Source organism: Nocardia sp. NPDC004860 (assembly GCF_040609015.1).
GTDB lineage: Bacteria > Actinomycetota > Actinomycetes > Mycobacteriales > Mycobacteriaceae > Nocardia.
In genome coordinates this window covers 1-22,981 of record NZ_JBEXJI010000029.1, presented here as the reverse complement: position 1 = coordinate 22,981, position 22,981 = coordinate 1, and the positions used below count along the sequence as shown (strand labels likewise).

The window sequence follows — 22,981 nt, the reverse complement described above, 5'->3', positions numbered from 1 at the left end:
GAGCATGGTAGACCCACGGCGACCATGCTCCCGACCAGGTCCACCCCAGCGCGGCCCGAGACCGGTTCGCGATGCGTACACCGGGTAGTCACGAACAGGTCCGGGAAACGCCACGAACCAGAGACGCGGCGGGCAGTGATTGCGGGTTCCCGTATGACCACGAAACGCCGCCCTTTAGGGTGGTTGTAGATCGGTGCGGCCGTGTCGCACCCGGATCGAACGCAGCGAATCCCCCGCCGCCCACAACCGCATCGTTGACGAGAAGGTCAGGAGAACCTCGGTCGTGTCAGTCACAGACGACATCCGCGCGCTCACTCAGCCGAACCACCCCACCGACTGGACCGATCTGGATACCAGAGCCGTCGATACGGCCCGGGTCCTCGCCGCCGATGCGGTCCAGAACACCGGCAACGGCCATCCGGGCACCGCGATGAGCCTGGCCCCGCTGGCCTACACGCTGTTCCAGCGCGTGATGCGGCTGGATCCGAGTGATCCGGCCTGGGCGGGCCGCGACCGTTTCGTGCTCTCCTGCGGTCACTCCAGCCTCACCCTCTACATCCAGCTGTACCTGGCGGGCATGGGTCTCGAGCTGACCGACCTCGAGCACCTGCGCAAGTGGGGTTCGCTGACCCCGGGGCACCCGGAGTACCGCCACACCGACCACGTCGAGATCACCACCGGTCCGCTGGGCCAGGGCCTGGCGTCGGCGGTCGGCATGGCGATGGCGGCGCGGCGCGAGCGTGGGCTGTTCGATCCCGAAGCGGCACAGGGCAAGTCGCCGTTCGACCACTTCATCTACGTGGTGGCCTCCGACGGTGACATGGAGGAGGGCGTCACCTCCGAGGCGTCCTCGCTGGCGGGCACCCAGCAGCTGGGCAACCTGATCGTCTTCTACGACGACAACAAGATCTCCATCGAGGACGACACCCGCATCGCCTTCACCGAGGACACCGCCGCGCGCTACCGCGCCTACGGCTGGCACGTGCAGACCGTCGAGGGCGGCGAGGACGTGATCGGCATCGAGGCGGCCATCGCCGCGGCGCAGGCCGTGACCGACAAGCCGTCGATCATTCTGCTGCGCACCATCATCGGCTATCCGGCCCCGAACAAGATGAACACCGGCTCCTCGCACGGCGCCGCGCTGGGCGCCGACGAGGTCGCGGCCACCAAGAAGATCCTGGGCTTCGACCCGGAGAAGAACTTCGACGTGGACGGCGCGGTCATCGCGCACTCGCGCGGCAATGTCGCCGACCGGGCCAAGGCCGCGCGTGCCGTCTGGCAGGAGCAGTACGACGCCTGGGCCGCCGCCAACCCGGAGAACAAGGCGCTGTTCGACCGCCTGCAGGAGCGTCGGCTGCCCGAGGGCTGGGCCGAGACCCTGCCGACCTACGAGGCGGACCCGAAGGGCATGGCCACCCGCAAGGCCTCCGGCAAGGTGCTCGCCGCGCTGGCGCCGGTGCTGCCGGAGCTGTGGGGCGGTTCGGCCGACCTGGCCGAGTCCAACAACACCACCATGCCGGGTGTGCCGTCGTTCGGCCCGGAGTCCATCTCCACCGGTGCGTGGAAGGCCAACCCGTACGGCCGCACCCTGCACTTCGGTGTGCGTGAACACGCGATGGGCTCGATCCTGAACGGCATCGCGCTGCACGGACCGACCCGTCCGTACGGTGGCACCTTCCTGGTGTTCTCCGACTACATGCGCCCGGCCGTGCGCCTGGGCGCCCTCATGCGCACCCCGGTCACCTATGTGTGGACCCACGACTCCATCGGCCTCGGCGAGGACGGCCCGACCCACCAGCCGATCGAGCACCTCGCCGCGCTGCGCGCCATCCCGGGCCTGAACGTGGTCCGCCCCGGCGACGCCAACGAGACCACCTACGCCTGGCGCACCATCCTGGAACGCGATAGCGCCGAACGGCATTCGCACTTCCTGGTCTCCGAGCCGCCGCACCAGGACGGCCCGTCCGCGCTGGCCCTGACCCGCCAGGACCTGCCGATCCAGGAGGGCACCAGCTACGAGGGCGTCCGCAAGGGCGGCTACATCCTGGCCGAATCCTCCACCGCCACACCGCAGGTAATCCTGATCGCCACCGGTTCGGAACTGCAGCTCGCCGTCGAGGCGCGCGCTACGCTCGAGGCACAGGGCATCGGCACCCGCGTGGTGTCCATGCCGTGTGTGGAGTGGTTCGACGCGCAGGAGCAGTCCTACCGCGACGAGGTCCTCCCGCCGTCGGTGCGGGCCCGCGTCTCGGTGGAGGCCGGTATCGCGATGCCGTGGCACCGTTTCACCGGTGACGCCGGTGAGAACGTGTCCATCGAGCACTTCGGTGCCTCGGCCGACTACAAGACGCTGTTCCGCGAGTTCGGCATCACCGCCGATGCCGTCGTCGCCGCTGCCACCCGCTCGCTTGCCAAGGTGAAGGGATAGTCCTCATGACCCAGAACGCGAACACCGCGGCCCTGTCGGCCGCCGGGGTTTCGGTGTGGCTGGACGACCTGTCGCGTGATCGCATCAAGTCCGGAAACCTCCAGGGCCTGATCGACTCTCGCAATGTCGTCGGTGTCACCACCAACCCGACCATTTTCCAGGGCGCGCTCTCCAAGGGCCACGCCTACGACGAGCAGGTCACCGAGCTCGCCGCCCGCGGGGCCGATGTGGATTCGGCCATCCGCACCATCACCACCGATGATGTGCGGGCCGCCTGCGACGTGTTCGCCGAGGTCTTCGCCGCGAGCAACGGCCTCGACGGCCGGGTTTCGATCGAGGTCGACCCGCGCCTGGCCTTCGACACGGACGGCACGGTGGCCCAGGCCATCGAGCTGTGGAAGATCGTGGACCGGCCCAACCTGTTCATCAAGATTCCTGCCACCGAGGCCGGTCTCCCGGCCATCACCCGGGTGATCTCCGAGGGCATCAGCGTGAACGTGACGCTGATCTTCTCGGTGCAGCGCTACATCTCGGTGATGGGCGCCTACCTCGACGGTCTGCGCAATGCCGCGACCGCCGGGCACGACATCGCCAAGATCCAGTCCGTCGCCTCGTTCTTCGTCTCCCGCGTGGACACCGAGATCGACAAGCGCCTGGAAGCCATCGGCACCCCGGAGGCGCTGGCGTTGCGCGGCAAGGCCGGAATCGCCAACGCGCAGTTGGCCTATGCGGCCTACCAGGATGTGTTCGACGGCGGCAAGCACACCGACGTCTACGCCAAGCTGGCGTCGGCGGGCGGCAACAAGCAGCGCGCGCTGTGGGCGTCCACCGGTGTGAAGAACCCGGAATACCCGGACACCATGTACGTCACCGACCTGGTCGCCCCCAACACGGTGAACACGGTCCCGGAGAAGACCCTCGAGGCGGTCGCCGACCACGCCGAGATCGTGCCGAACGCGGCCGTCGGCAAGGCGGCCGAGGCGCAGGCGATCTTCGATCAACTGGTCGCGGTCGGTATCGACCTGGACGACGTGTTCGGTGTTCTCGAGACCGAGGGCGTCGACAAGTTCGTCGCCTCCTGGCAGGAACTGCTCGCGGCCACCACCGAAAAACTGCAGGTCGCGGGAGGAAACTGACGGTGGCAGGCGCGGCGACGACGGTCGCGACGCCGAACCCGCTGCGCGATTCACGCGACAGCCGGGTTCCGCGCATCGCTGGACCGTGCAACGTGGTGATATTCGGCGCAACCGGCGACCTGTCGCGCCGCAAAGTGCTGCCGGCCATCTACGACCTGGCGAACCGGGGGCTGCTGCCCCCGGGCTTCTCGCTGATCGGCTTCGCGCGCCGGGACTGGACCGATGAGGACTTCGCGAACCTGGTTCACGAGTCGGTGTCCTCCTCGGCGCGCACTCCCTTCCGGGAGGAGGTGTGGCAGCAGCTGAAGGCGGGTCTGCGTTTCGTTCGCGGCACGTTCGAGGACGACGCGGCCTTCCACAAGCTGGCCACCACGCTCAAGGATCTGGATCGGGATCGCGGGACGGGCGGCAATACCGCCTTCTACCTGTCGATCCCGCCCAGTGACTTTCCGATCGTGCTCGAACAGCTGTCGAAGAACGGACTGGCCAAGCCGTCGGATTCGCCTGCGGGACAGCCCGATCCGTGGCGGCGGGTGGTGATCGAGAAGCCCTTCGGGCACGACCTGAAGAGCGCCCAGGAGCTCAATGCCCTGGTGAACACGGTGTTCCCGGAGCGTTCGGTGTTCCGCATCGACCACTACCTGGGCAAGGAGACGGTGCAGAACATTCTGGCGCTGCGCTTCGCCAACCAGCTGTGGGATCCCATCTGGAACGCCAACTATGTGGACCATGTGCAGATCACCATGGCCGAGGACATCGGCCTGGGTGGTCGCGCCGGCTACTACGACGGCATCGGCGCGGCCCGCGATGTCATCCAGAACCACCTGCTGCAGCTGCTGGCGCTGACGGCCATGGAAGAACCGGTGAGCTTCCAGCCCAAGCAGCTGCAGATCGAGAAGATCAAAGTGCTCTCGGCCACGAAACTCGTCGAGCCGCTGGACGAGACGACGGCGCGCGGCCAGTACACCGCGGGCTGGCAGGGCAGTGAGCCGGTGGTGGGCCTGCTGCAGGAGGAGGGTTTCGACCCCAACTCCCGCACCGAGACCTACGCGGCCATCACCCTGGCCGTGGAGACCCGCCGCTGGGCGGGCGTGCCGTTCTATCTGCGCACCGGAAAACGGCTGGGCCGCCGCGTCACCGAGATCGCGGTGGTGTTCAAGCGGGCCCCGCACCTGCCCTTCGACCAGACCATGACCGAGGAGCTCGGGCAGAACGCGCTGGTCATCCGGGTGCAGCCGGATGAGGGCATCACCATGCGATTCGGGTCCAAGGTGCCCGGGTCGTCGATGGAGGTGCGCGACGTGAACATGGACTTCAGCTACGGCGAGGCGTTCACCGAGGACTCCCCCGAGGCCTACGAGCGGCTCATCCTGGATGTGCTGCTCGGGGTGCCATCGCTGTTCCCGGTCAACGAAGAGGTCGAATTGTCCTGGCGCATCCTCGATCCCGCGCTCGCGCACTGGGCCGACACCGGCAAGCCCGACCCGTACGAGGCGGGCGGCTGGGGCCCGGAATCCGCCGACGAGATGCTCGCGCGCAGCGGGCGGGAATGGCGGCGGCCGTGATCATCGACATGCCCGACACCGACACCCGCGAGGTGTCGAAACGTCTTGTGCAGCTGCGGGAATCCAATGGCGTGGTGACCATGGGGCGGGTGCTCACCCTGGTGGTGTGCACGCTGGACAGCTCCGAGGCCGAGGACGCCATCGATGCCGCCAACGACGCCAGCCGGGAGCACCCCTGCCGGGTGATCGTGCTCGCGCGCGGTGACCGCATGGCTCCGACCCGGCTCGATGCGCAGATCCGCGTCGGCGGTGACGCCGGGGCGGCCGAGGTGATAGTGCTTCGGCTGCAAGGGGATCTGGTGCCGCACGAGTCGAGTGTGGTGATCCCGTTCCTGCTGCCCGACACCCCCGTGGTGGCGTGGTGGCCGCGGGGCGCGCCGGAGTTCCCGTCCAAGGATTCGGTGGGCCGCCTGGCGACCCGCCGCATCACCGACGCGACCTTCGCCTCGGATCCGCAGGAGACCATCAAGGGCCGGCGGCAGTCCTACGCGCCCGGCGACACCGATCTGGCGTGGAGCCGGGTCACCTACTGGCGGGCCCTGCTGGCGGCGGCGCTGGACGAGGCTCCGTTCGAACCCGTTGAGTCCGTGACGATTTCGGGCTTGCAGGAAGAGCCGGCGCTCGACATGCTGGCGGGCTGGCTGGCCGCGCGGCTGGACTGCCCGGTCTTGCGGCGCACCGGCGAGCTCAAGGTGGAGATGCACCGGCCCACGGTGTCGATCTCCATCGCGCGTCCACAGCACGGCCGCACCGCGAGGCTCACCCGGACCGGGGAACCCGACCAGAGTTTCGCGCTGGCCCGTCGCGAGACCAAGGACTGCCTGGCCGAGGAACTGCGCCACCTCGACGCGGACGACATCTACGCCGAGGCCCTCACCGGAATCGAAAGGGTGACCTATGAGTAAGCCCGCCGTCGAAACCTTCACCACCACCGACGAACTCGTGCAGGCCGCGGCCGCGAAGTTCGTCGCCCAGGTGGTGGAGGCGCAGCGTCTGCGCGGCTCCGCGTCGGTGGTCCTGACCGGTGGCGGCACCGGTATCGCCCTGCTGGAGTGGGTCCGCAAGGCCCCCGGCGACATCGACTGGTCCACACTCGACGTCTTCTGGGGCGACGAGCGTTTCGTCCCCACCGGCGACGCCGAACGCAACGAACTCCAGGCCCGCCAGGCCCTGCTGGACCACGTCCCGGTCGACCCGGCCCGCGTCCACCCCACCGAGACCTCCAGCGGCGACTACCCCGACCCGCTCGAGGCCGCCGGCGAGTACTCGGCCACCGTCCACGCCCACCTGGCCGAACACGGCGCCTTCGACCTGCACCTGCTGGGCATGGGCGGTGAGGGCCACATCAATTCGCTGTTCCCCCACACCGCCGCCACCCGCGAGGAACACGAACTGGTTGTGGCCGAAACCAATTCGCCCAAGCCACCGGCGGTCCGCATCACCCTGACCCTCCCCGCCATCCGCAAGTCCCGTCACGTGATGCTCATCGTCTCCGGCGAGGCCAAGGCCGCCGCGGTAGCCGCCGCCCTCCACGGTGCCTCTCCCCTCGACATCCCCGCCGCCGGCGCCATCGGCACCGAATCCACCACCTGGCTCCTCGACGAATCCGCTGCGGCAGATCTCCCGAGCTGAACGGGCGCTGGCCGACGAAAGGGGCGGACTCGCCACAAGAGTCCGCCCTTTCGTCTTGTCACCGGTCTCGCCCGGATGAGAGCAGCCCCGGCGCCGCTGCTCGACATCGGACCATCGCGACCGGTTGCTGGTGATGATCTCCCAATCCAGGTAGCGGGCGACCGCGACACGAATGTCGCGACCGTCCAGCACGGCTATCAGGTTCGAGACGTCTGGCCGGATCCACGTCGATGCGCGGTGCGGCTCCCTCGCCAGGTTAGATTGCTGGGCGAGAGCTGTAGTGAGGTGATCCGTGGGTGACACGCGGGGTGAAGTCGATGACGATGCCGTGCGGCCGCAGGTGCGGTTGCGGGTGCTGGGCGGCCTGGCGGCCACCGTCGCCGGGCGACCGGTCGATCTGGGCGGTGTGCGGCAACGAACATTGCTGGCGGCGTTGATCGTCGCGTTCCCGCACGAAGTATCGGCCGATAGGTTGCTGGAGCAGGTCTGGCACGATGCCCCGGATCCGTCGGTGAGTTCCCTGCATTTCGGGATCTCGAAACTACGCGATCGGCTCGAACCCGACCGCCGCCGCGGCGCCGAGGGTGTGATCGCCCGCTGCGGTACCCGCTATCTGCTGGATCTCACCGCGGACCGGATCGACGCGCACCGCTTCGCCGAGCAGGTCTCGGTCGCCGAATCCGCATGCGCAGCAGGCGATCTCGATGCCGGTCTGCGAGCCTACGAGGCGGCGCTGGGCGAATGGCGGGGCGCGCCGTACGCGGACGTGGCAGACGCCGATTTCGTTGGGCCCGAGATCACCCGGCTGGTCGCGCTCCAACTGCGGGCGCGCAAGGCCCTGGTGGAGTTGCGCCTCGACACCGGCCGCGTCGACGCCGCACTCGCCGACGCGGAGGATCTGGTATCGGCGCATCCGCTCGACGAGCGAGCCTGGGAGCTGGCCGTGCTGGCCCGCTACCGGGCCGGGCGCCAGTCCGATGCGCTTGCGGCCCTGCGGGATGTCCGCCGCCTGCTCGACACCGAGCTCGGTATCGAGCCGGGCGTCCGCTTGCGCGAGCTGGAGACCGCGATTCTGCGCCATGACGAGGCGCTGCTGCTCGGATCGGCGAAGCCCGCGCCGGGCGGCCCGCCCGCGACCGCGGCGGTCTCGCCGATGCCGGTTCCCCGCACCCAGTTGATCGGCCGCACAGGCGAACTCGGCGATATCGGCCGGGCGCTGCGCACCGCACGGCTGGCGACACTGGTCGGCACCGGCGGCGTCGGCAAGACCCGGCTGGCCCTGGAGACCTGCGGCCGGCTGCCCGCCGGGGACGGCCCGTGGTGGGTCGATCTGGCCCCGATCGAATCCGATGAGCTGGTCACCGCCACGGTGGCCGCGGCCGTGCAGGTCCGGGGCGCGAGCTCGCCGGATCGGCTCGCGGACATCCTCGCGGACAGGGAATGCACGCTGCTGCTGGACAATTGCGAGCATGTCCTCGACGGAGTCGCCGCCGTGGTGAACACGCTGTTGAGCCACTGCCCTCGGGTCCGGATCCTGGCCACCAGCAGAGAGCCGCTCGAGCTCGACGGTGAGCGCGTCATCGAGGTCTCGCCCCTGGACGAGGCCGACGCCGTCGAGTTGTTCGCCGCCCGGGCCGCCGGTGTGGTCGACGGCTGGGCGCTCGATGAGCGGGTGCGCGTACCGGTGCGGCGGATCTGCGCCGACCTCGACGGCATTCCGCTCGCGGTGGAACTGGCCGCCGCACAGCTGCGGATGCTGTCCGAACAGCAGATCGCCGACGGCCTCGCCGACCGATTCACCCTGCTGGCCGGGGGCGCGCGCACCGCACCCGCACGCCAGCGCCGGTTGGCCGACACCATCGACTGGAGTTACCGTCTGCTCGATCCCGGCGAGGCGCGGCTGCTGCGTGATATCGCCGTCTTCGCCGGAAGTTTCGATATCGACGCCGCGGCCGCGGTGCACGGTGCGTCCGCACCGATGGCGGTCCTCGAACCGCTGACCGGTCTGGTGCGCCGATCGCTATTGCGGGTCCAGCCCGCGTCGTCGCCGCGGCGCTATCGGATGCTGCAGTCGATCCGCGAATTCGCGCTGGCCCGTTGCGAACCCGACGAACTCGCCCGGGTGCGGGCCGCGCACCGGCGCACCGTGCTGGACCGGTCCCGGGCCGCGGCGGCGCATCTGCGCGACGCGCGGTCGGCGCAGATGCTGGACGCGCTGAGCGCCGATATCGCCGAACAGCGCAGTGCGATCGCGTCCGCGTTCGCGGCGGGTGACCACGGCTATGTGCTGCGGCTGGCGGCGGCCCTGTACTGGTTCTGGTACCGGCGCGGGTTCATCGGGGAAGGCATCGCGGCGATCACGGGCGCGCTCGCCGCGACCGCGCCGCCGGCGCACGAGGTCGACGGTCCGACGTTGTCGGCCGTGCTGGCCGGTCTCGGCGGGCTGTACTATCTGTCGGGTGATCCGGTCCGGGGTGCGGAGGCGACCGAGCGGGCCGCGCGTGTCGCGGCCGAGGCCGATGATCGGGCCACGGTCGCGTGGATGCGGTCGTGGACGACGTATATGCGCGCGGTCGTCGCGCCCTCGTCCGCGTCGGCGGACGCGGCCCGGGCTGCGGTCGCCGAGGCCGGTGCGGTCGGCCGGCCATGGCAGCTGGCCGAGGCCCTGATGATCGAGGGCATGATCCTGCGCTTCACCGAGCGCCCGGATGCGGCGCGAGACGCACTGCGCGAGGCGGTTTCGGTCGCCGAGCGGTGCGGGCACCGCTGGCCGGTCGCGTCCGCGTCGTGGACCCTGGCACGCTGTGCGATGGCCACCGGCGACGCGGCCGACGCCCGCACGGCGTTGCGCACCATGCAGACCGCGCTGGAGCTGGACGGGGATGTCACCTCGTGGCTGGTGATGGTGCACACGGCCGCGGCGCTCGCCGCCCGCTGGGGCCGCCCTGCCGACGGCGCCCGCCTGCTCGGGGCGGTGCGGGCGCTGGGAGGGCGGATCGGGTTCCTGCCGGAGGTGATGGATCCGCTGGACGCGCCACGCGAGGCCGACGCCGTCCGGTCGGCGTTGCCCCCGGCCGATTTCGACGCGGGCCTGGCGGCGGGTGCGAGCATGACGCGCGCCGAGGTGAACGCACTGGTGAGCGCGATCGGCGCGGAACCCGCCGGTGTTGCTGGGCGGGAGCTAAGTTCGCGCTAAGCGCGCCGCGGTCTCCTGGAAATCGATCAGCACCATCGACTTTCAGGAGCCCCATGTCCAGCGTCTTCGATCCGCCCGCGCCGACCGCCACCGGGCGGCGGCCGATGCCGAGTGCCGTGCTCGCCGAACGCCTGCGAGCGGCGGTCGCCGGTGAAGTCCACACGCCCGGCCAGGACGGCTACCGGTTGTCGGCGACCGGATTCAATGTCGCGACCGAGCATCGGGCCGCGGCCGTCGTGGTGGCCAGCAGCGCCGCCGACGTCGCGGCCGCGGTGAGCATCGCGAACGCGACCGGCTACGCGGTCGCGGTGCAGGCCACCGGTCACGGGGCCGCTCCTACGCCGCCGGAGAGCATCCTCATCGACACCGCATTGCTGGACGCGGTGTCGATCGATCGGGATCAGCGCACCGCGACCGTCGGCGCAGGCGTGCGCTGGCAGCGTGTCCTGGACGCGGCCGCCCCGTTCGGCCTCGCCGCGCTCGCGGGGTCGTCCACGAGTGTCGGCGTGGTGGGCTACACCCTGGGCGGCGGTCTGGGCCCGATCGCCCGCACCTACGGTTTCGCCGCCGACCACGTCATCGGCATGGAGGTGGTGACCGCGGACGCCACCCTGCGCCGGGTCTCCCCCGATACCGAACCCGAGCTGTTCCGGGCGCTGCTCGGCGGCGGCGCGGCATTCGGGATCGTCACACAGATGACCTTCCGGCTGTTCCCGATCCGCACCCTGTACGCGGGCGGCCTGACCTACCGGATCGAGGACGCGGCGCAGGTGCTGCGGGCCTGGCGGAATTGGATGGCAACCGTGCCGGAGACCGTGACCAGTTCGGTGGCGATCCTCAATCTGCCTCCGCTGCCGGAGATTCCGGAGCCGCTGCGCGGAGCCACGGTGTTGCACCTGCGCTACGCCCATGTCGGCGACCTGGCCGAGGGCGCCGCGCTGCTGGCGCCGCTGCGGCCGGTGGCGGCGCCGTTGCTGGACACCGTCGCCGAAATGCCCTACGCGGCACTGGCTTCCATCCACAATGACCCGGTCGACCCGATGCCGGCAGCCGATCGCGCGACCCTGCTGCGCGAACTGCCCGACGCCGCCATCGACGCGCTGCTCGAAGCTGCCGGCCCGGCGGGCGGCCTGCCCATCACCATGGCCGAGATTCGCGCCCTCGGCGGCGCGCTCGCGCGAGAGTCGCTCGCCCCGACCACGGTCGCGGGCCGGCAGGCCGCCTTCAACCTCCTCACAGTCGGTGTGCTGGCGCCACCGATCGCAGCGCTGGTCCCGGCGGCGCTGGACACTGTGATCGCTGCGCTCTCCACCTGGAGTCTGAACGCGGCCACACCGAACTTCGCCCCGGATCCGCACGGCCGGCCCAGTGCGGAGACCATGACCGCCTGGACCACCGCACAGCGCGATCGCCTGGTCGAGGCGCACCGCCGCTACGACCCCTCCGGCGTGTTCGCCCCGGCCGCCCGCTGGACCGCACCCCGGTATTGACCTCCGGCGGCGAGCCGGTGTCCGGCGGGACCTGCCACCGGTCGACAGACCACGCGGGGTGCGGCAGGTCCGGTCCGGGGCACCGGCTCGAGCCGCGTGCCGGCCGCCGTCCGGGCTCGGAATCGGGTAGTTCACTACTCGCGAGCTCGGGCCCGGATCGGCCTAGCGTCGGGCACAGGCGTCGAAGGGTTCGGCGTGCGTGGAGGGAATGCCATGATCGACATCATCACGTTGCGGGGTACCGGGGAGCAGCGGAACAGCGATGGGACGCCGGCGGGCATGCTGCACGATGTCGCCAAGCTGCTGGATACGGGGAAGTTCCGGTGTTTCGAGCCGGATTGGCCGGCTTCGATCGGGCCGGATCCGGATACGTGGGGGCCGTCGCTGGATTCCTCGGTGCGGCTGGGGGTGGCGGCGGGAGTCAAGGCATTGCAGGATTCGCCGAATGTGTGTGGGCTGATGAGTTATTCGCTGGGCGGGATCGTCGCGAGCACGATTCTGCAGGGAGTGCGAGCGGGCATCTACACCAATGTCGACGGGTCGCCGCTGGAGATCGCGTTCGTGGTGAATATCGCCAATCCGATGCGGCGGGCGGGGCAGTCGGTCGGGAATCTGTGCCCGGCAACGACGTACGGGCTGCACGGGCAGCGGGGGGCGTGGCCGCTGGGGATGGATGTGCGGGAGTACGCGAATCCCGGCGACATCATCACCGCCTCCCCCGCCGATTCGCCGCTGCGGGCCATCGATACCGCGATTTCGCCGTTCTCGCTGGTCGAGGGGGCACGGATCGGGAATCTGACGCCGGTGATCTTCCATGAGCTGCTGGAGTTCCTGATGCAGAATCCGGTGGCGAACCTGAATCGGTACGAGGCGGCGGTGCGTGGGCTGATCGGATATCTGACGCCGTGGCCGGACGGGCAGCACGTGCTGTATTCCGGGCACAATATGCCGGGCACGGGCATGCTGTGGACGACGCATGCGGCGGAATACCTCAACGCGAACTTCTGAGACGCCTCAGCCGAGAGTTGGCGTCGAATTGCCGTGCGCCGGTGACAGATTGTCAGCTTTCAGTGCGAATCACCCTGTGCCGGTGCAGTTTCCCGCCAGATATCCGGCGGCACCGCGATACGGGAGCGGCCGTGGCGGTCGAGGATGCGGCCGAGCAGTTTCTCGTGCCGCAGGGTGATGGTGCGTTCGGTCACGACGAGCTCGGGATGCAGTGTGGCGATCTGGTTTTCGAAGCGGGTGACCTCGGCGACCGCGTGCAGTCCGGCCTGCAGCACCAGATTGTGGGTGCCGCTGACGGCGGCGCAGTTGCGGGTCTGCGGGAGGCGGATGAGCCCGTAGCCGATCTCGGGCAGCGCGGCGGTGGGCGCGGTCGCCCAGAAGGTGACCGCGACCGGCCAGCCGCCCAGCGGGCGCGCGAAATCGCAGCGGAAGCTGAGCAGTCCGAGCCGGGTGAGCTCGTCGATGCGGCGTTTGACGGTGGAGGCGCTGGTGCCGAGGGCGGCGGCGAGGACGCTGTGCGCGGCGCGGCCGTCGCGGGCCAATGCGCCGATGAGGGCCCGGTCCAGCGGGGTGACGCGGCGGCCGCGGTCGGCCCCGGCCGGAGCGGGCGTGGTGCGCAGCTGGTCGCGCTGGCCGGGGGCGAGGGCGTCGATGCGCCAGCTGCCGCCCTCGGCGAACCAGTGGGTCACGATGCGGGTGCGCACGGCCGCGATGTGCGGGACGGCCGGCAGCACGTCGAGGGTGTAGCGCGACATCTGCCCGAAATCGCCGGTGGCCACGGTGGCGAGAATGCGATTGCTGCCGCCCGCGCGTTCCAGGGTGAGCATGTGCGGATGCGCGGCCAGCGTGGCGACCACCGCATCGGTCTGCCCTGCGGCGCAATCGATGTCGACGAAGGCGGCGCACAGCAGATCGAACACCGCCGGGCCGGGTGAGACGCTGATCCACGCCTCGCCGCGGTCACTGAGCCGTTGCCAGCGGCGGGCCACGGTCACCGGGTCCACGCCGAGCACTCGCCCCAGGTCGGTCCACGACGCGCGGGGCCGCAGCTGCAGGGCGTGGATGAGCGCGAGCTCCTCCTCGGTCAGCAGCCTGACGTCATCCTGCACGGTTCGGCACCCTCTGCTCGTATCCTGCGATTCACCCGTGTCTGATGCCCAGTCTCGCACAATCGCAGTGTCGCTTTCGGCAGAGACGGAACTGGAGAGTGCGTCGTGGCATTCGGTGATTTTCAGAACGAGATCTACTTCGACGGGTTGCGCGGGGTGGTGCCGGCGCTGCCGGTGAGCTTCGCAGAGCTGGCCGAGCGGGCGCAGGCGGCGCTGCCGCCGGCGGTGTGGTCGTATGTGGCGGGCGGCGCGGGCGACGAGCGCACCCAGCGGGCCAATGTGGCGGCCTTCGATCGGTGGGGCGTGATTCCGCGCATGTTCGTGGGCGCCAAGCAGCGTGACCTGTCGATGGAATTGTTCGGAAGCACCTGGCCCGCACCGGTTTTCATGGCGCCGGTGGGTGTGATCGGCCTGTGCGCGCAGGACGGGCACGGTGATCTGGCGACCGCGCGGGCCGCGGCGCGCACCGGCGTCCCCATGGTGGCGTCCACGCTGAGCGTGGATCCGATGGAGGACGTGGTGGCCGAATTCGGTGACACCCCCGGCTTTTTCCAGCTCTACACGCCCACCGACCGGGATCTCGCCGCCAGCCTGGTGGAGCGGGCCGAGCGGGCGGGGTTCAAGGGCATCGTGGTCACCCTCGACACCTGGGTGACCGGCTGGCGGCCGCGCGATCTGTCCACCGGTAATTTCCCGCAGCTGCGCGGGCACTGCCTGGCCAACTATTTCACCGATCCGGTGTTCCGGGCGAGCCTGGCGCAGTCGCCGGAGCAGGATCCGCAGTCGGCCATCCTGCGCTGGATCCAGGTCTTCGGCAATCCGCTGACCTGGGCGGATCTGCCGTGGCTGCGGTCGCTGACCGAGCTGCCGCTGATCGTGAAGGGCATCTGCCACCCCGAGGACGCGCGTCGCGCCCGGGATCTGGGCGTGGACGGCATCTACTGCTCCAATCACGGTGGCCGCCAGGCCAATGGCGGGCTCCCGGCGCTGGACATGCTGCCCGAGGTGGTGGCCGCCGCCGAGGGGCTGCCGGTGCTGTTCGATTCCGGGGTGCGCTCGGGCGCGGACATCATCAAGGCGCTGGCGTTGGGCGCGTCCGCGGTCGGCATCGGCCGCCCCTACGCCTACGGGCTGTCGCTGGGCGGCGCGGACGGCATCGTGCACGTGCTGCGCACGCTGCTCGCGGAGGCGGATCTGATCATGGCGGTGGACGGGTATCCGGCGCTGAAGGATCTGACGCCCGACGCACTGCGCGCGGTCTCGGTCTAGCTCGTCACTGCTCGATGCGGCGGAAGGGGTGGACCGATTCCAGGGCGTAGGCGAGTTCGAGCAGGGTGCGTTCGTCGCCGTGGAGGGCGGAGAACATCATCCCGATGGGGAGACCGGACTCGGATGCGCCCATCGGGAGCGAAAGGGCCGGGGCCCCGGTCACGTTCGCGAACGGTGTGTAGGTGACGTAGTCCAGCAGGCGGCCGAACACCTCGTCGAAGGGCTCACCGGGGCTCAGGTAGCCCAGGCGGGGTGTGAGACTCGCCAGCACCGGGGACACCACGAGTTCGACGTCGTGGAAGGAGGCCGCGTAGGCGCGGCGGAGGCGCGAAAGCCGGTACAGCACAGCGGGTGAGCGCAGGGCGGAGCCGTGGAAGCGGGCGGCCAGGCCACGGGTGAAGGGATCGAGGCGGGCGGGGTCGAAGGACCGGCCGAAGCTCAGTTTGCCGGTGTGGCTGCCCAGGAAGGCCAGCATCGCCCAGTAGGTGGCGAAATCCTCGGCGAACCCCCGGTCCACCGGGTAAGGGATGGGCCGCACCTCGTGGCCGAGGCCCTCCAGCAGCGTGACGGTCTCTTCGAGGACCGTGCGAATCTCCGGGTCCAGGGTTGCCCCGGTGATGGGATCGCTGAGCAGGCCGATACGCAGCCGCCGCTGGGCGGGCCCCTCGACGAGCCCGATCGGCGGCAGCGCGGGATTGCGCCAGAAGCGTTCGGCCGCCGCGAAATAGGTGGCGGTATCGCGGACCGTGCGGGTGAGCACGCCCTCGGAGACCAGGTTGATCGGCATGGAACGAGCCTGCGGGCCGTCGAGGTGACGGCCACGCGTCGGTTTCAGGCCGACCAGCCCGCAGCAGGCGGCAGGAATCCGGATGGAACCGCCACCGTCGTTACCGTGGGCGATCGGCACCGCGCCCGCCGCGACGAGGGCGGCCGAACCACCCGACGAGGCGCCCGAGGAGAACTCGGTGTCCCACGGATTGGGGGTCGGTTCGGCATCGACGAATTCGGTGGTGGCGTTCAACCCGAACTCCGGCAGCGTGCTCTTCCCGAGCACGGTCACACCGGTGCCCAGAAACTGTTTCGCGAAGGGTCCGTGCGCCTTCGCCGGCCGGGCCCGCCAGGCCGCACTGCCGTGCTGGGTCGGCAGCCCGGCCACGTCGGTGTTGTCCTTCACGAAGGCCGGCACGCCGTACAGCAGCGCCTCCCGGTCCCCCGAGATCAGCGGCGGATCCGCCTCCACCACAACCGCGTGCAACACCGGATCCACGTGGGCCACCCGCTCCCGGGCCGCCTTCGCGACCTCGGCCGCACTCAACTCACCGCTGCGGATCAGCGCGGCAATGGCCACCCCGTCATGCTGGCCGAGCGCGTCATCGCCGAAAGCGTGAACTCGAACTGCCATGAACCGGGCCTCCTGATCGACAACACCCGATATCTGCCCGACGGTACGCCTCTCACTGGACGCACGAACAGCAGGATCCTCGAATCGACCGGTGACCGGGCCTGGTGTCCCGGGCCACCGGTCCGGTCGGGTTACGCCGGGAGGCCGAGGCTCTTCAGGGCATCGGTCAGGAAGGTGTTGACCGCGTCGGGGCGCTCGAGCTGGACCAGGTGGCCCGCGGCCGGGACCTCGACGACCTCGCGGAGGTCGGGGACGTTGGCGCGCAGGGTGGCCAGGGGGTCGCGGCCGCTGAAGCCCTCCATGTCGGGGTCGTTCTGGCCGTAGAGGAAGAAGGTGGGGACTTCGACCTTGGCGTCGGCGTAGGCGGCGGTGAGTTCCCAGTTGCGGTCGAGGTTGCGGTACCAGTTGAGGCCGCCGGTGAAGCCGGTGCGCTCGAAATCCTGGACCAGGGTGTCGAATTCGACTTCCGAGAGCCACGGCCAGGGCAGGGCGGGCGCCTGCGGGAGGACGTCGAGGTAACCGAGGCCGGGCGGGTTCTTCCAGGTGTCGAGGTAGTGGTAGTCGCCGGAGAGCGAGTAGTAGACCCGGGCCAGGAAACCGCGCGGGTCCGCGGCGAGTTCGGCGTCGGCGATGCCGGGGGTCTGGAAGTAGGACAGGTGCAGGAAGTGGCGTTCGGCCGCGTTCGTCCAGAAGGCCGACGGGGCGCGCGGCGGGCGCGGGGCGAACGGGTTGTTCAGGACCATGGCGGCGGCCACCCGCTCGGGGGCGCGCAGGCTCAGCTCCCACACCAGCTGGGCGCCGAAGTCGAGGCCGACGAAGACCGCCCGCTCCGCGCCGATGTCGTCGAGCAGGGCCATGAGGTCGCCGATGACGGCGGCGTTGGTGTACGCCTCCGGGTCGGCGGGCGCCTCGGTGCGGCCGTATCCGCGCAGGTCGGGGGCGAGGGCACGGTAGCCGGCCGCGGCGACGGCATCGAGCTGGTGGTGCCACATGAACCAGGTGTGCGGAAACCCGTGACAGAAGACGACCGGGAAGCCCTCGCCCTGATCCGCGACGTGCATGCGGACCTCCCCGGTGTCGATCGTCCGATGCGTCAGTTCCACTCCGCCTCCAATTTCTAGAACACGTTCCTATTTCAAGGTAATGTCCAGAGGTCGTGAGCGAAATACCCAAGATTCTCGCCGGAAAGGTCGCGGTGGTGACCGGCGCGAGCCGCGGCATCGGCAAGGGCATCGCCCTGGAGCTGGGCGCGGCCGGGGCGACCGTGTACGTCACCGGGCGCACCGTCACGGCCGGGCACCTGCCGGGCACCGTGGCCGGGACCGCCGCCGAGATCGACGCCCTGGGCGGGATCGGGGTGCCGGTGGTCTGCGACCACCGTGACGACGCGGCCGTGGAGAAACTGTTCGCGCAGGTGCGCGACGAGCAGGGCCGGCTCGACGTGCTGGTCAACAATGTCTACAACTCCCCCGCGTCGGCGCGCTGGATCGGCCGCAAGTTCTGGGAGGTGCCGCCCAGGGCGTGGGACGAGGGCTTCGATATCGGCGTCCGATCCCATTACGTGGCAAGCGTTTTCGCCGCGCCGCTGCTCATCGAGTCGCAGGGCCTGATCGTGAGCGTGTCCTCCCCCGGCGCGATCCGCCAGATGCACAACGCGGTCTACGGCGTCGGCAAGGCCGCCGTGGACCGGCTCACCGCCGACATGGCGCACGACCTCGACGGCACCGGCGCGACCGCGGTCTCGATCTGGCCGGGCATCGTGAACACCGAACTGCTGCAACTGGTTCCGGCCGATGCCCAGGGCCGCCGCCTGGTCACCCTGCCCGGCGAGGGCACCTTCGATCTCGACCAGGCCGAGACCCCGCACTTCGCCGGCCGCGCCGTGGTCGCGCTGGCCGCGGATCCGGATCGCCTGGCGCGCACCGGAAAAGCCTGGAAGGTCGCCGACCTGGCCGAGGCCTACGGCTTCACCGACCTCGACGGCCGCGTCCCGCGCGCCGACTAGACATCACGAATTACGTTCCCGAAGAACAGGAGTGGACAATCCTATGCGACGCGTTTTCGTCGTCGGCGTGAACATGACGCCGTTCGTCAAGATCGGTTCCCGCGAGTGGACCTACCCGGAGATGGTCGCCGAGGCCGTGAACGGCGCGCTGAAGGACGCGGGCGTCACCTACGACCAGGTGCAGCGCGCCGCGGTCGGCTACGTCTTCCAGCCCTCGGCCGCCGGCCAGCGCGCCCTCTACGACATCGGCCTGACCGGCATCCCGATCGTCAATGTGAACAACAACTGCGCCACCGGTTCCACCGCGCTCATGTTCGCCCGCGAGTGGGTGGCCGCCGGCATCACCGATGTGGCCCTGGCCGTCGGCTTCGAGCAGATGACCAAGGAGGCCATGGCCGGCCCGGCCACCAAGCCCAAGGTCACCACCGTCGACGCGCACCTGAAGGTGAACAGGGAGCACTTCGAGTTCTCCGCCGCGCCGATCACCACCCAGTTCTTCGGCAATGCCGCCCTCGAGCACATGAAGCGCTACGGCACCACGCCCGAGCAGCTGGCGGCGGTCGCGGTCAAGAACCACGAGCACTCGACCCGGAACCCGCTGGCGCAGTTCCAGGATGCCTACACCCTCGAGCAGGTCCTCGGCGACAAGCCGGTGCACGGCCCGCTGACCCGCTCGCAGTGCTCGCCCATGTCCGACGGCGCGGCTGCCGCGGTCGTGGTGAGCGAGGAGTTCGTCAAGGCCAACGGTCTCGAGGGTCAGGCCATCGAGATCCTGGCCCAGGAGCTGGCCACCGACGACGGCACCGCCTTCTCCACCGGTTCCATGATCGACGTGGTGGGCGCGCCCATGACCCGGGCCGCGGCCTCGAAGGTGTTCTCCCGCGCCGGAATCGGCGTCGCCGACGTCGACGTGATCGAGCTGCACGACTGCTTCTCCATCAACGAGCTCATCACCTACGAGGCGCTGGGACTGTGCGGGGAAGGCGAGTCGGGCGCGCTGATCGAGTCCGGCGCCACCACCTACGGCGGCACCTGGGTGGTCAACCCGTCGGGCGGCCTGATCTCCAAGGGCCACCCGCTCGGCGCGACCGGCCTGGCCCAGTGCACCGAATTGAGCTGGCAGCTGCGTGGACTCGCGGGCGAGCGGCAGGTCGCGGGCGCGCGCACCGCGCTGGCGCACAATCTGGGCCTGGGCGGCGCGGTGGTCGTCACCCTGTACGCGGCCCACACGGCGTGACCATCGGACGGAGTTGAGAATCCCATGACCACACTCGATCCCGACACCCTGCTGCGGCTGCCGGTGCACAACGGCCACGCCCTGGTGGCCGGGCTGAAGCGGCACCGCAACCGCCCGGTGCTCACCCTCGGCGACCACGTCCTCACCGGCGGTGAGGTGCTCGACGGCATGAGCCGCTACATCGACGCCTTCGCCGAGCACGGCGTCACCACCGGCACTCCGGTCGGCGTGCTCGCGCTGAACCGGCCCGAGGTGCTGTTCACCATCGGCGCGGGCCAGATCGTGGGCTCGCGGCGCACCGCCCTGCACCCCATCGGCGGCCTCGACGATCACGCGTATGTGCTCGCCGACGCGGGCATTTCGACGCTCATCCTGGATCCGGTGCCCGCGTTCGTGCAGCGCGCCCGGGAGCTGGTCGACATGGTGCCGACGCTGACCAAGATCCTGGTGCTGGGCCCGGTGCCCGAACTGCTCGCCGACGTCGGCGTGGATCTGCTGGCGACCGCCGACAAGTACGCGCCGCATCCGGTGGAGGCGGTGGAGCTGCTGCCCTCCGACGTCATCTCCATCAGCTACACCGGCGGCACCACCGGCAAGCCCAAGGGCGTGATCGGCACCGCGCTGACCATGAACACCATGACGCAGATCCAGCTCTCGGAGTGGGAGTGGCCCAAGCGCCCCAAGTTCCTGATCTGCACGCCGCTCTCGCACGCGGGCGCGGCGTTCTTCCTGCCGGTCGTGCTGCTGGGCGGGCAGTGCGTGGTGCTGCCGCGTTTCGATGCCGGAGAAGTGCTGCGCGCCATCGAGGAGCACAAGATCTCGGCGACCATGCTGGTGCCGTCCATGCTGTACGCGCTGCTCGATCACCCGGATTCCCAGACCCGCGACCTGTCCTCGCTGGAGACGGTGTACTACGGGGCCTCGGCCATCGACCCGAATCGGTTGCAGGAGGCCATCGATCGCTTCGGGCCGATCTTCGCCCAGTACTTCGGGCAGTCCGAGGCGCCGATGGCGATCAGCTACCTGGGCAAGGACGAGCACGACAAGGAGCGGCTCACCTCGTGCGGGCGGCCCTCGGTCGCGGTCCGGGTGGCGCTGCTGGACGGCGAGGACAAACCGGTTCCGCAGGGTGAGGTCGGCGAGATCTGTGTCTCCGGGCCGCTGCTCGCCGCCGGCTACCTGAATCTGCCGGAGGTCACGGCCGATACGTTCAAGAACGGCTGGCTGCGCACCGGCGATCTGGCCCGCCAGGACGAGGACGGATTCCTGTTCATCGTCGGGCGTTCCAAGGACATGGTCGTCACCGGCGGGTTCAATGTGTTCCCGCGCGAGGTGGAAGACGTTGTCTCCGAGCACCCGAAGGTGGTCACCGTCGCGGTGGTCGGTGTGCCGGACGCGCATTGGGGCGAGGCCGTGACCGCCGTGCTGGTCCTCGACCCCGCCACCGCGGCCGATCCGGCCGCGATCGAGGTGGTCACCGCCGAGATCCAGGCCGCGGTCAAGCAGCGCAAGGGTTCGGTGCAGGTGCCCAAGCACGTGGTGGTGATCGAGGAGCTGCCGCTGACCGGGCTCGGCAAGCCGGACAAGAAGGCGATCCGCGTGCTGGCTCAGGAGCGCCTGGGCATCGCCTGATTTCCCCGAAGGCGCTCGGCTAGGCGAACTTCCGGGTTCGGATCAGCCGGGCGCCCCGGCGGGCGCTGTCGATGCCCGCCTCCACCACGGCCCGGGTCACGAAGTGCCCCAGGGCCGTTGCCACGAACATGGCCGCTATCAGCACCGGCGCCCAGTTCCAGCTCAGCGCCAGCATCATGCGATCGAAGGTGCCACGCGGCTGCACCACCGGCTCCCAGCTGTTCAATCGCACCCAGCGGCCCAGGAAAACGCCTACCGCGCACAGCAAATGGATCGCGAGCGTCACCGGGGTGCGCAGCGCGCCCAGTCCACGTGCCTCCAGGAAGCGGCCCAGCTCGGCCAGCACCAGGTAGTAGGCGACGAAACCGGAGGCGATGAACGCGCCGTAGACCGGCAGGATCGTCGTCACCACCGGGCCGTTGCCGGCCGCGCGGATGTCGTCGCGCAGGTGCACCAGATCGGTCACCACATAGGGCGCATTGGGCAGGAACAGCAGCAACAGCGCCGATCCGCCCCACCACACCGGCGAAATCGGTAGTCGCCGTTCGTCATCGCGCGCGCCGCGGAACACCAGTAGCGCCAAAGCCACCGGGATCCAGGCCAATACGGTGTTCCACACCATCCAGAACAGATTCCGGTCCAGCACCCCCGCAAGGCTCGGCGCGACCGTCTTCACCGGGTCCATTCGTTCATGATGCCGATCTCGGCACGGCGCGTCATGCGAGTTGGCAACACCCTTTGGCAACACTCCTGCCACCGACCCGCCCGCGCTGTCCGCGACAGGCTGGTCGACAGGTGGCGACCAGCTGTTTTACGATCGTATTATGCGGCCGTGGGATATGAGATTCCCGAGTGGGCCCTCGACGTCGCGGCCCGGCTCGGCATCGCACCCGAGGAGATCATGCGGGTCCTGACCGGCCCGGGCCGGCGCTGGCCGCGACCGGTGCGCGGAACGGGCGGGCTGCCCGCTCTCATGATCATCGGCCGCACCGGCGCGGGGCAGCCGCTGGCGGTGGTGGTGCGTCCGCTGTCGCAGTGGGACCAGCAGGTCGTCGGCGTCCGGCCGGTGACCGGAAGGCTTCTCGCCCAGTTCGAACAATGGGAGGCGGACCATGACTGACTATCCGGACAAGGGCTACCCGCACACGGCCGACGAAGCCCGCGACTTCCTCGACAGCCTCACCTTCGACGAGGACGCCCCCGAACCCGACCTCCCCGGCCCCGACACCCCCGTCACGGTGCTGCGCACGGTCCGGCTCCCCTACGCCATGGATCAGCGCATCCGCGCCGAGGCCGACCATCGCGGGGTGAGCATGTCCGACCTGATCCGCGACTTCCTCACCATCGAACTGGCCGCCCTCGACGACGACACCCCCATCAGCCGCGCCGACGCCCGCCGGGCCCTCAGCGCCGCCCTCGCAAATCTGTCACCCGTGCAACGTCATCCGCGGTGACCCTGCCGCGCAGTCATCCGCGGTGACCCTGCCGCGCACGACGAACCCTGCCGCGCACGACGAATCGCCCGGGCACCGATGTGGTGCCCGGGCGATTTCAGGAGCTTGGGGCTAGGAGAACTTGATTTCGAGGCCGATGCCGAGAATGGAGATCAGCCAGATCAACCCCAGGAAGATCGTGATGCGATCGAGGTTCTTCTCGACAACAGTGGACCCCGACAAGCTCGACTGCACACCACCACCGAAGAGGCTGGACAGACCTCCGCCCTTGGCCCGGTGCAGCAGCACCAGCAGCACCAGCAGCACACTGGTGATAACGAGGAGGATATCCAGGAACATCCGCATTTCAGGGAGTATAGGCGGTCGTCAGGGGTGCTTTTACCCAACCCCCTGGTGAGGGGCACGTTCCTCGGACGTG

Annotated in this window: 19 protein-coding genes; 14 read left to right on the top strand and 5 right to left on the bottom strand. The window is 69.7% G+C overall.

Going from position 1 to position 22,981, the window contains the following annotated elements; all coding sequences use genetic code 11:
- Positions 1-283: 283 nt before the first annotated feature.
- The 8 genes from tkt (at position 284) to ABZV44_RS35935 (ending at position 12,455) form a co-directional block, all read left to right on the top strand.
- Positions 284-2,428, top strand: a complete 2,145-nt coding sequence (tkt, locus tag ABZV44_RS35970) for a transketolase (RefSeq protein ID WP_354846588.1) — start codon at positions 284-286, stop codon at positions 2,426-2,428.
- Positions 2,429-2,433: 5 nt separating this feature from the next.
- Complete coding sequence (tal, locus tag ABZV44_RS35965; protein ID WP_354846585.1) at positions 2,434-3,564, top strand: transaldolase; 1,131 nt, start codon at positions 2,434-2,436, stop codon at positions 3,562-3,564.
- 2 nt (positions 3,565-3,566) lie between these two features.
- Positions 3,567-5,129: a glucose-6-phosphate dehydrogenase gene (gene zwf, locus ABZV44_RS35960; RefSeq protein WP_354846582.1), complete on the top strand. Its 1,563-nt coding sequence runs from the start codon at positions 3,567-3,569 to the stop codon at positions 5,127-5,129.
- Entirely contained in the window at positions 5,126-6,034 is a 909-nt protein-coding gene (gene opcA, locus ABZV44_RS35955; RefSeq protein WP_354846580.1) for a glucose-6-phosphate dehydrogenase assembly protein OpcA, read from the top strand. The genes zwf and opcA overlap by 4 nt, the downstream gene beginning before the upstream one ends.
- Positions 6,027-6,761 carry a 6-phosphogluconolactonase gene (gene pgl / locus ABZV44_RS35950; protein ID WP_354846578.1) on the top strand — a complete coding sequence of 245 codons (735 nt, stop codon included), beginning with the start codon at positions 6,027-6,029 and terminating at the stop codon, positions 6,759-6,761. Before opcA ends, pgl begins: the two co-directional genes overlap by 8 nt.
- A 292-nt stretch (positions 6,762-7,053) precedes the next feature.
- Entirely contained in the window at positions 7,054-9,957 is a 2,904-nt protein-coding gene (locus ABZV44_RS35945; protein ID WP_354846575.1) for a BTAD domain-containing putative transcriptional regulator, read from the top strand.
- 53 nt (positions 9,958-10,010) lie between these two features.
- Positions 10,011-11,447 (top strand): FAD-binding oxidoreductase, encoded by a 1,437-nt coding sequence (locus tag ABZV44_RS35940; RefSeq protein ID WP_354846573.1) that lies wholly within the window; start codon positions 10,011-10,013, stop codon positions 11,445-11,447.
- A gap of 213 nt (positions 11,448-11,660) precedes the next feature.
- Positions 11,661-12,455, top strand: coding sequence for a hypothetical protein (locus ABZV44_RS35935; RefSeq protein WP_354846570.1), 795 nt, complete (start codon positions 11,661-11,663; stop codon positions 12,453-12,455).
- Positions 12,456-12,514: 59 nt separating this feature from the next.
- On the opposite strand, the gene ABZV44_RS35930 is transcribed toward ABZV44_RS35935, so the two are convergent.
- Positions 12,515-13,564 (bottom strand): Lrp/AsnC family transcriptional regulator, encoded by a 1,050-nt coding sequence (locus ABZV44_RS35930; protein WP_354846567.1) that lies wholly within the window; start codon positions 13,562-13,564, stop codon positions 12,515-12,517.
- A gap of 105 nt (positions 13,565-13,669) precedes the next feature.
- Here ABZV44_RS35930 and ABZV44_RS35925 point away from each other — a divergent pair, with 105 nt between their 5' ends.
- Entirely contained in the window at positions 13,670-14,833 is a 1,164-nt protein-coding gene (locus ABZV44_RS35925; protein ID WP_354846564.1) for a lactate 2-monooxygenase, read from the top strand.
- Between the two features lie 4 nt (positions 14,834-14,837).
- Here ABZV44_RS35925 and ABZV44_RS35920 read toward each other — a convergent pair whose 3' ends face one another.
- Together ABZV44_RS35920 and ABZV44_RS35915 are read right to left on the bottom strand one after the other, a co-directional pair.
- On the bottom strand, positions 14,838-16,235 hold the full coding sequence (locus tag ABZV44_RS35920) for an amidase (protein ID WP_354846562.1): 1,398 nt from the start codon (positions 16,233-16,235) through the stop codon (positions 14,838-14,840).
- A gap of 131 nt (positions 16,236-16,366) precedes the next feature.
- Positions 16,367-17,338, bottom strand: coding sequence for an alpha/beta hydrolase (locus ABZV44_RS35915; protein ID WP_354846559.1), 972 nt, complete (start codon positions 17,336-17,338; stop codon positions 16,367-16,369).
- A gap of 53 nt (positions 17,339-17,391) precedes the next feature.
- Here ABZV44_RS35915 and ABZV44_RS35910 point away from each other — a divergent pair, with 53 nt between their 5' ends.
- The 3 genes from ABZV44_RS35910 to fadD8 are packed head-to-tail and all read left to right on the top strand — an operon-like array spanning position 17,392 to position 21,109.
- Positions 17,392-18,240 (top strand): SDR family NAD(P)-dependent oxidoreductase, encoded by an 849-nt coding sequence (locus ABZV44_RS35910; RefSeq protein ID WP_354846556.1) that lies wholly within the window; start codon positions 17,392-17,394, stop codon positions 18,238-18,240.
- Between the two features lie 43 nt (positions 18,241-18,283).
- Positions 18,284-19,477: a Nonspecific lipid-transfer protein gene (locus ABZV44_RS35905; protein ID WP_354846553.1), complete on the top strand. Its 1,194-nt coding sequence runs from the start codon at positions 18,284-18,286 to the stop codon at positions 19,475-19,477.
- Positions 19,478-19,501: 24 nt separating this feature from the next.
- Entirely contained in the window at positions 19,502-21,109 is a 1,608-nt protein-coding gene (fadD8, locus tag ABZV44_RS35900; protein ID WP_354846551.1) for a fatty-acid--CoA ligase FadD8, read from the top strand.
- 19 nt (positions 21,110-21,128) lie between these two features.
- On the opposite strand, the gene ABZV44_RS35895 is transcribed toward fadD8, so the two are convergent.
- Positions 21,129-21,794: a DUF1361 domain-containing protein gene (locus tag ABZV44_RS35895; protein ID WP_354846548.1), complete on the bottom strand. Its 666-nt coding sequence runs from the start codon at positions 21,792-21,794 to the stop codon at positions 21,129-21,131.
- A gap of 147 nt (positions 21,795-21,941) precedes the next feature.
- On the opposite strand from ABZV44_RS35895, the gene ABZV44_RS35890 reads away from it, so the two are divergent.
- Both ABZV44_RS35890 and ABZV44_RS35885 read left to right on the top strand, forming a co-directional pair.
- Complete coding sequence (locus ABZV44_RS35890) at positions 21,942-22,229, top strand: hypothetical protein (protein WP_354846545.1); 288 nt, start codon at positions 21,942-21,944, stop codon at positions 22,227-22,229.
- Entirely contained in the window at positions 22,222-22,563 is a 342-nt protein-coding gene (locus ABZV44_RS35885) for a hypothetical protein (RefSeq protein WP_354846543.1), read from the top strand. Before ABZV44_RS35890 ends, ABZV44_RS35885 begins: the two co-directional genes overlap by 8 nt.
- Before the next feature lie 111 nt (positions 22,564-22,674).
- Here the strand turns inward: ABZV44_RS35885 and secG are convergent, their stop codons facing one another.
- On the bottom strand, positions 22,675-22,908 hold the full coding sequence (gene secG / locus ABZV44_RS35880; RefSeq protein WP_040858416.1) for a preprotein translocase subunit SecG: 234 nt from the start codon (positions 22,906-22,908) through the stop codon (positions 22,675-22,677).
- Positions 22,909-22,981: the final 73 nt, after the last annotated feature.

Excerpts from the sequence above, each read along its gene's own strand:
- tal (WP_354846585.1), top strand. The coding sequence starts at position 2,434 with ATGACCCAGAACGCGAACACCGCGGCCCTGTCGGCCGCCGGGGTTTCG.
- pgl (WP_354846578.1), top strand. The coding sequence starts at position 6,027 with ATGAGTAAGCCCGCCGTCGAAACCTTCACCACCACCGACGAACTCGTG.
- ABZV44_RS35940 (WP_354846573.1), top strand. The coding sequence starts at position 10,011 with ATGTCCAGCGTCTTCGATCCGCCCGCGCCGACCGCCACCGGGCGGCGG.
- ABZV44_RS35935 (WP_354846570.1), top strand. The coding sequence starts at position 11,661 with ATGATCGACATCATCACGTTGCGGGGTACCGGGGAGCAGCGGAACAGC.
- ABZV44_RS35920 (WP_354846562.1), bottom strand. The coding sequence starts at position 16,235 with ATGGCAGTTCGAGTTCACGCTTTCGGCGATGACGCGCTCGGCCAGCAT.
- ABZV44_RS35905 (WP_354846553.1), top strand. The coding sequence starts at position 18,284 with ATGCGACGCGTTTTCGTCGTCGGCGTGAACATGACGCCGTTCGTCAAG.
- fadD8 (WP_354846551.1), top strand. The coding sequence starts at position 19,502 with ATGACCACACTCGATCCCGACACCCTGCTGCGGCTGCCGGTGCACAAC.
- ABZV44_RS35895 (WP_354846548.1), bottom strand. The coding sequence starts at position 21,794 with ATGGACCCGGTGAAGACGGTCGCGCCGAGCCTTGCGGGGGTGCTGGAC.
- ABZV44_RS35885 (WP_354846543.1), top strand. The coding sequence starts at position 22,222 with ATGACTGACTATCCGGACAAGGGCTACCCGCACACGGCCGACGAAGCC.
- secG (WP_040858416.1), bottom strand. The coding sequence starts at position 22,908 with ATGCGGATGTTCCTGGATATCCTCCTCGTTATCACCAGTGTGCTGCTG.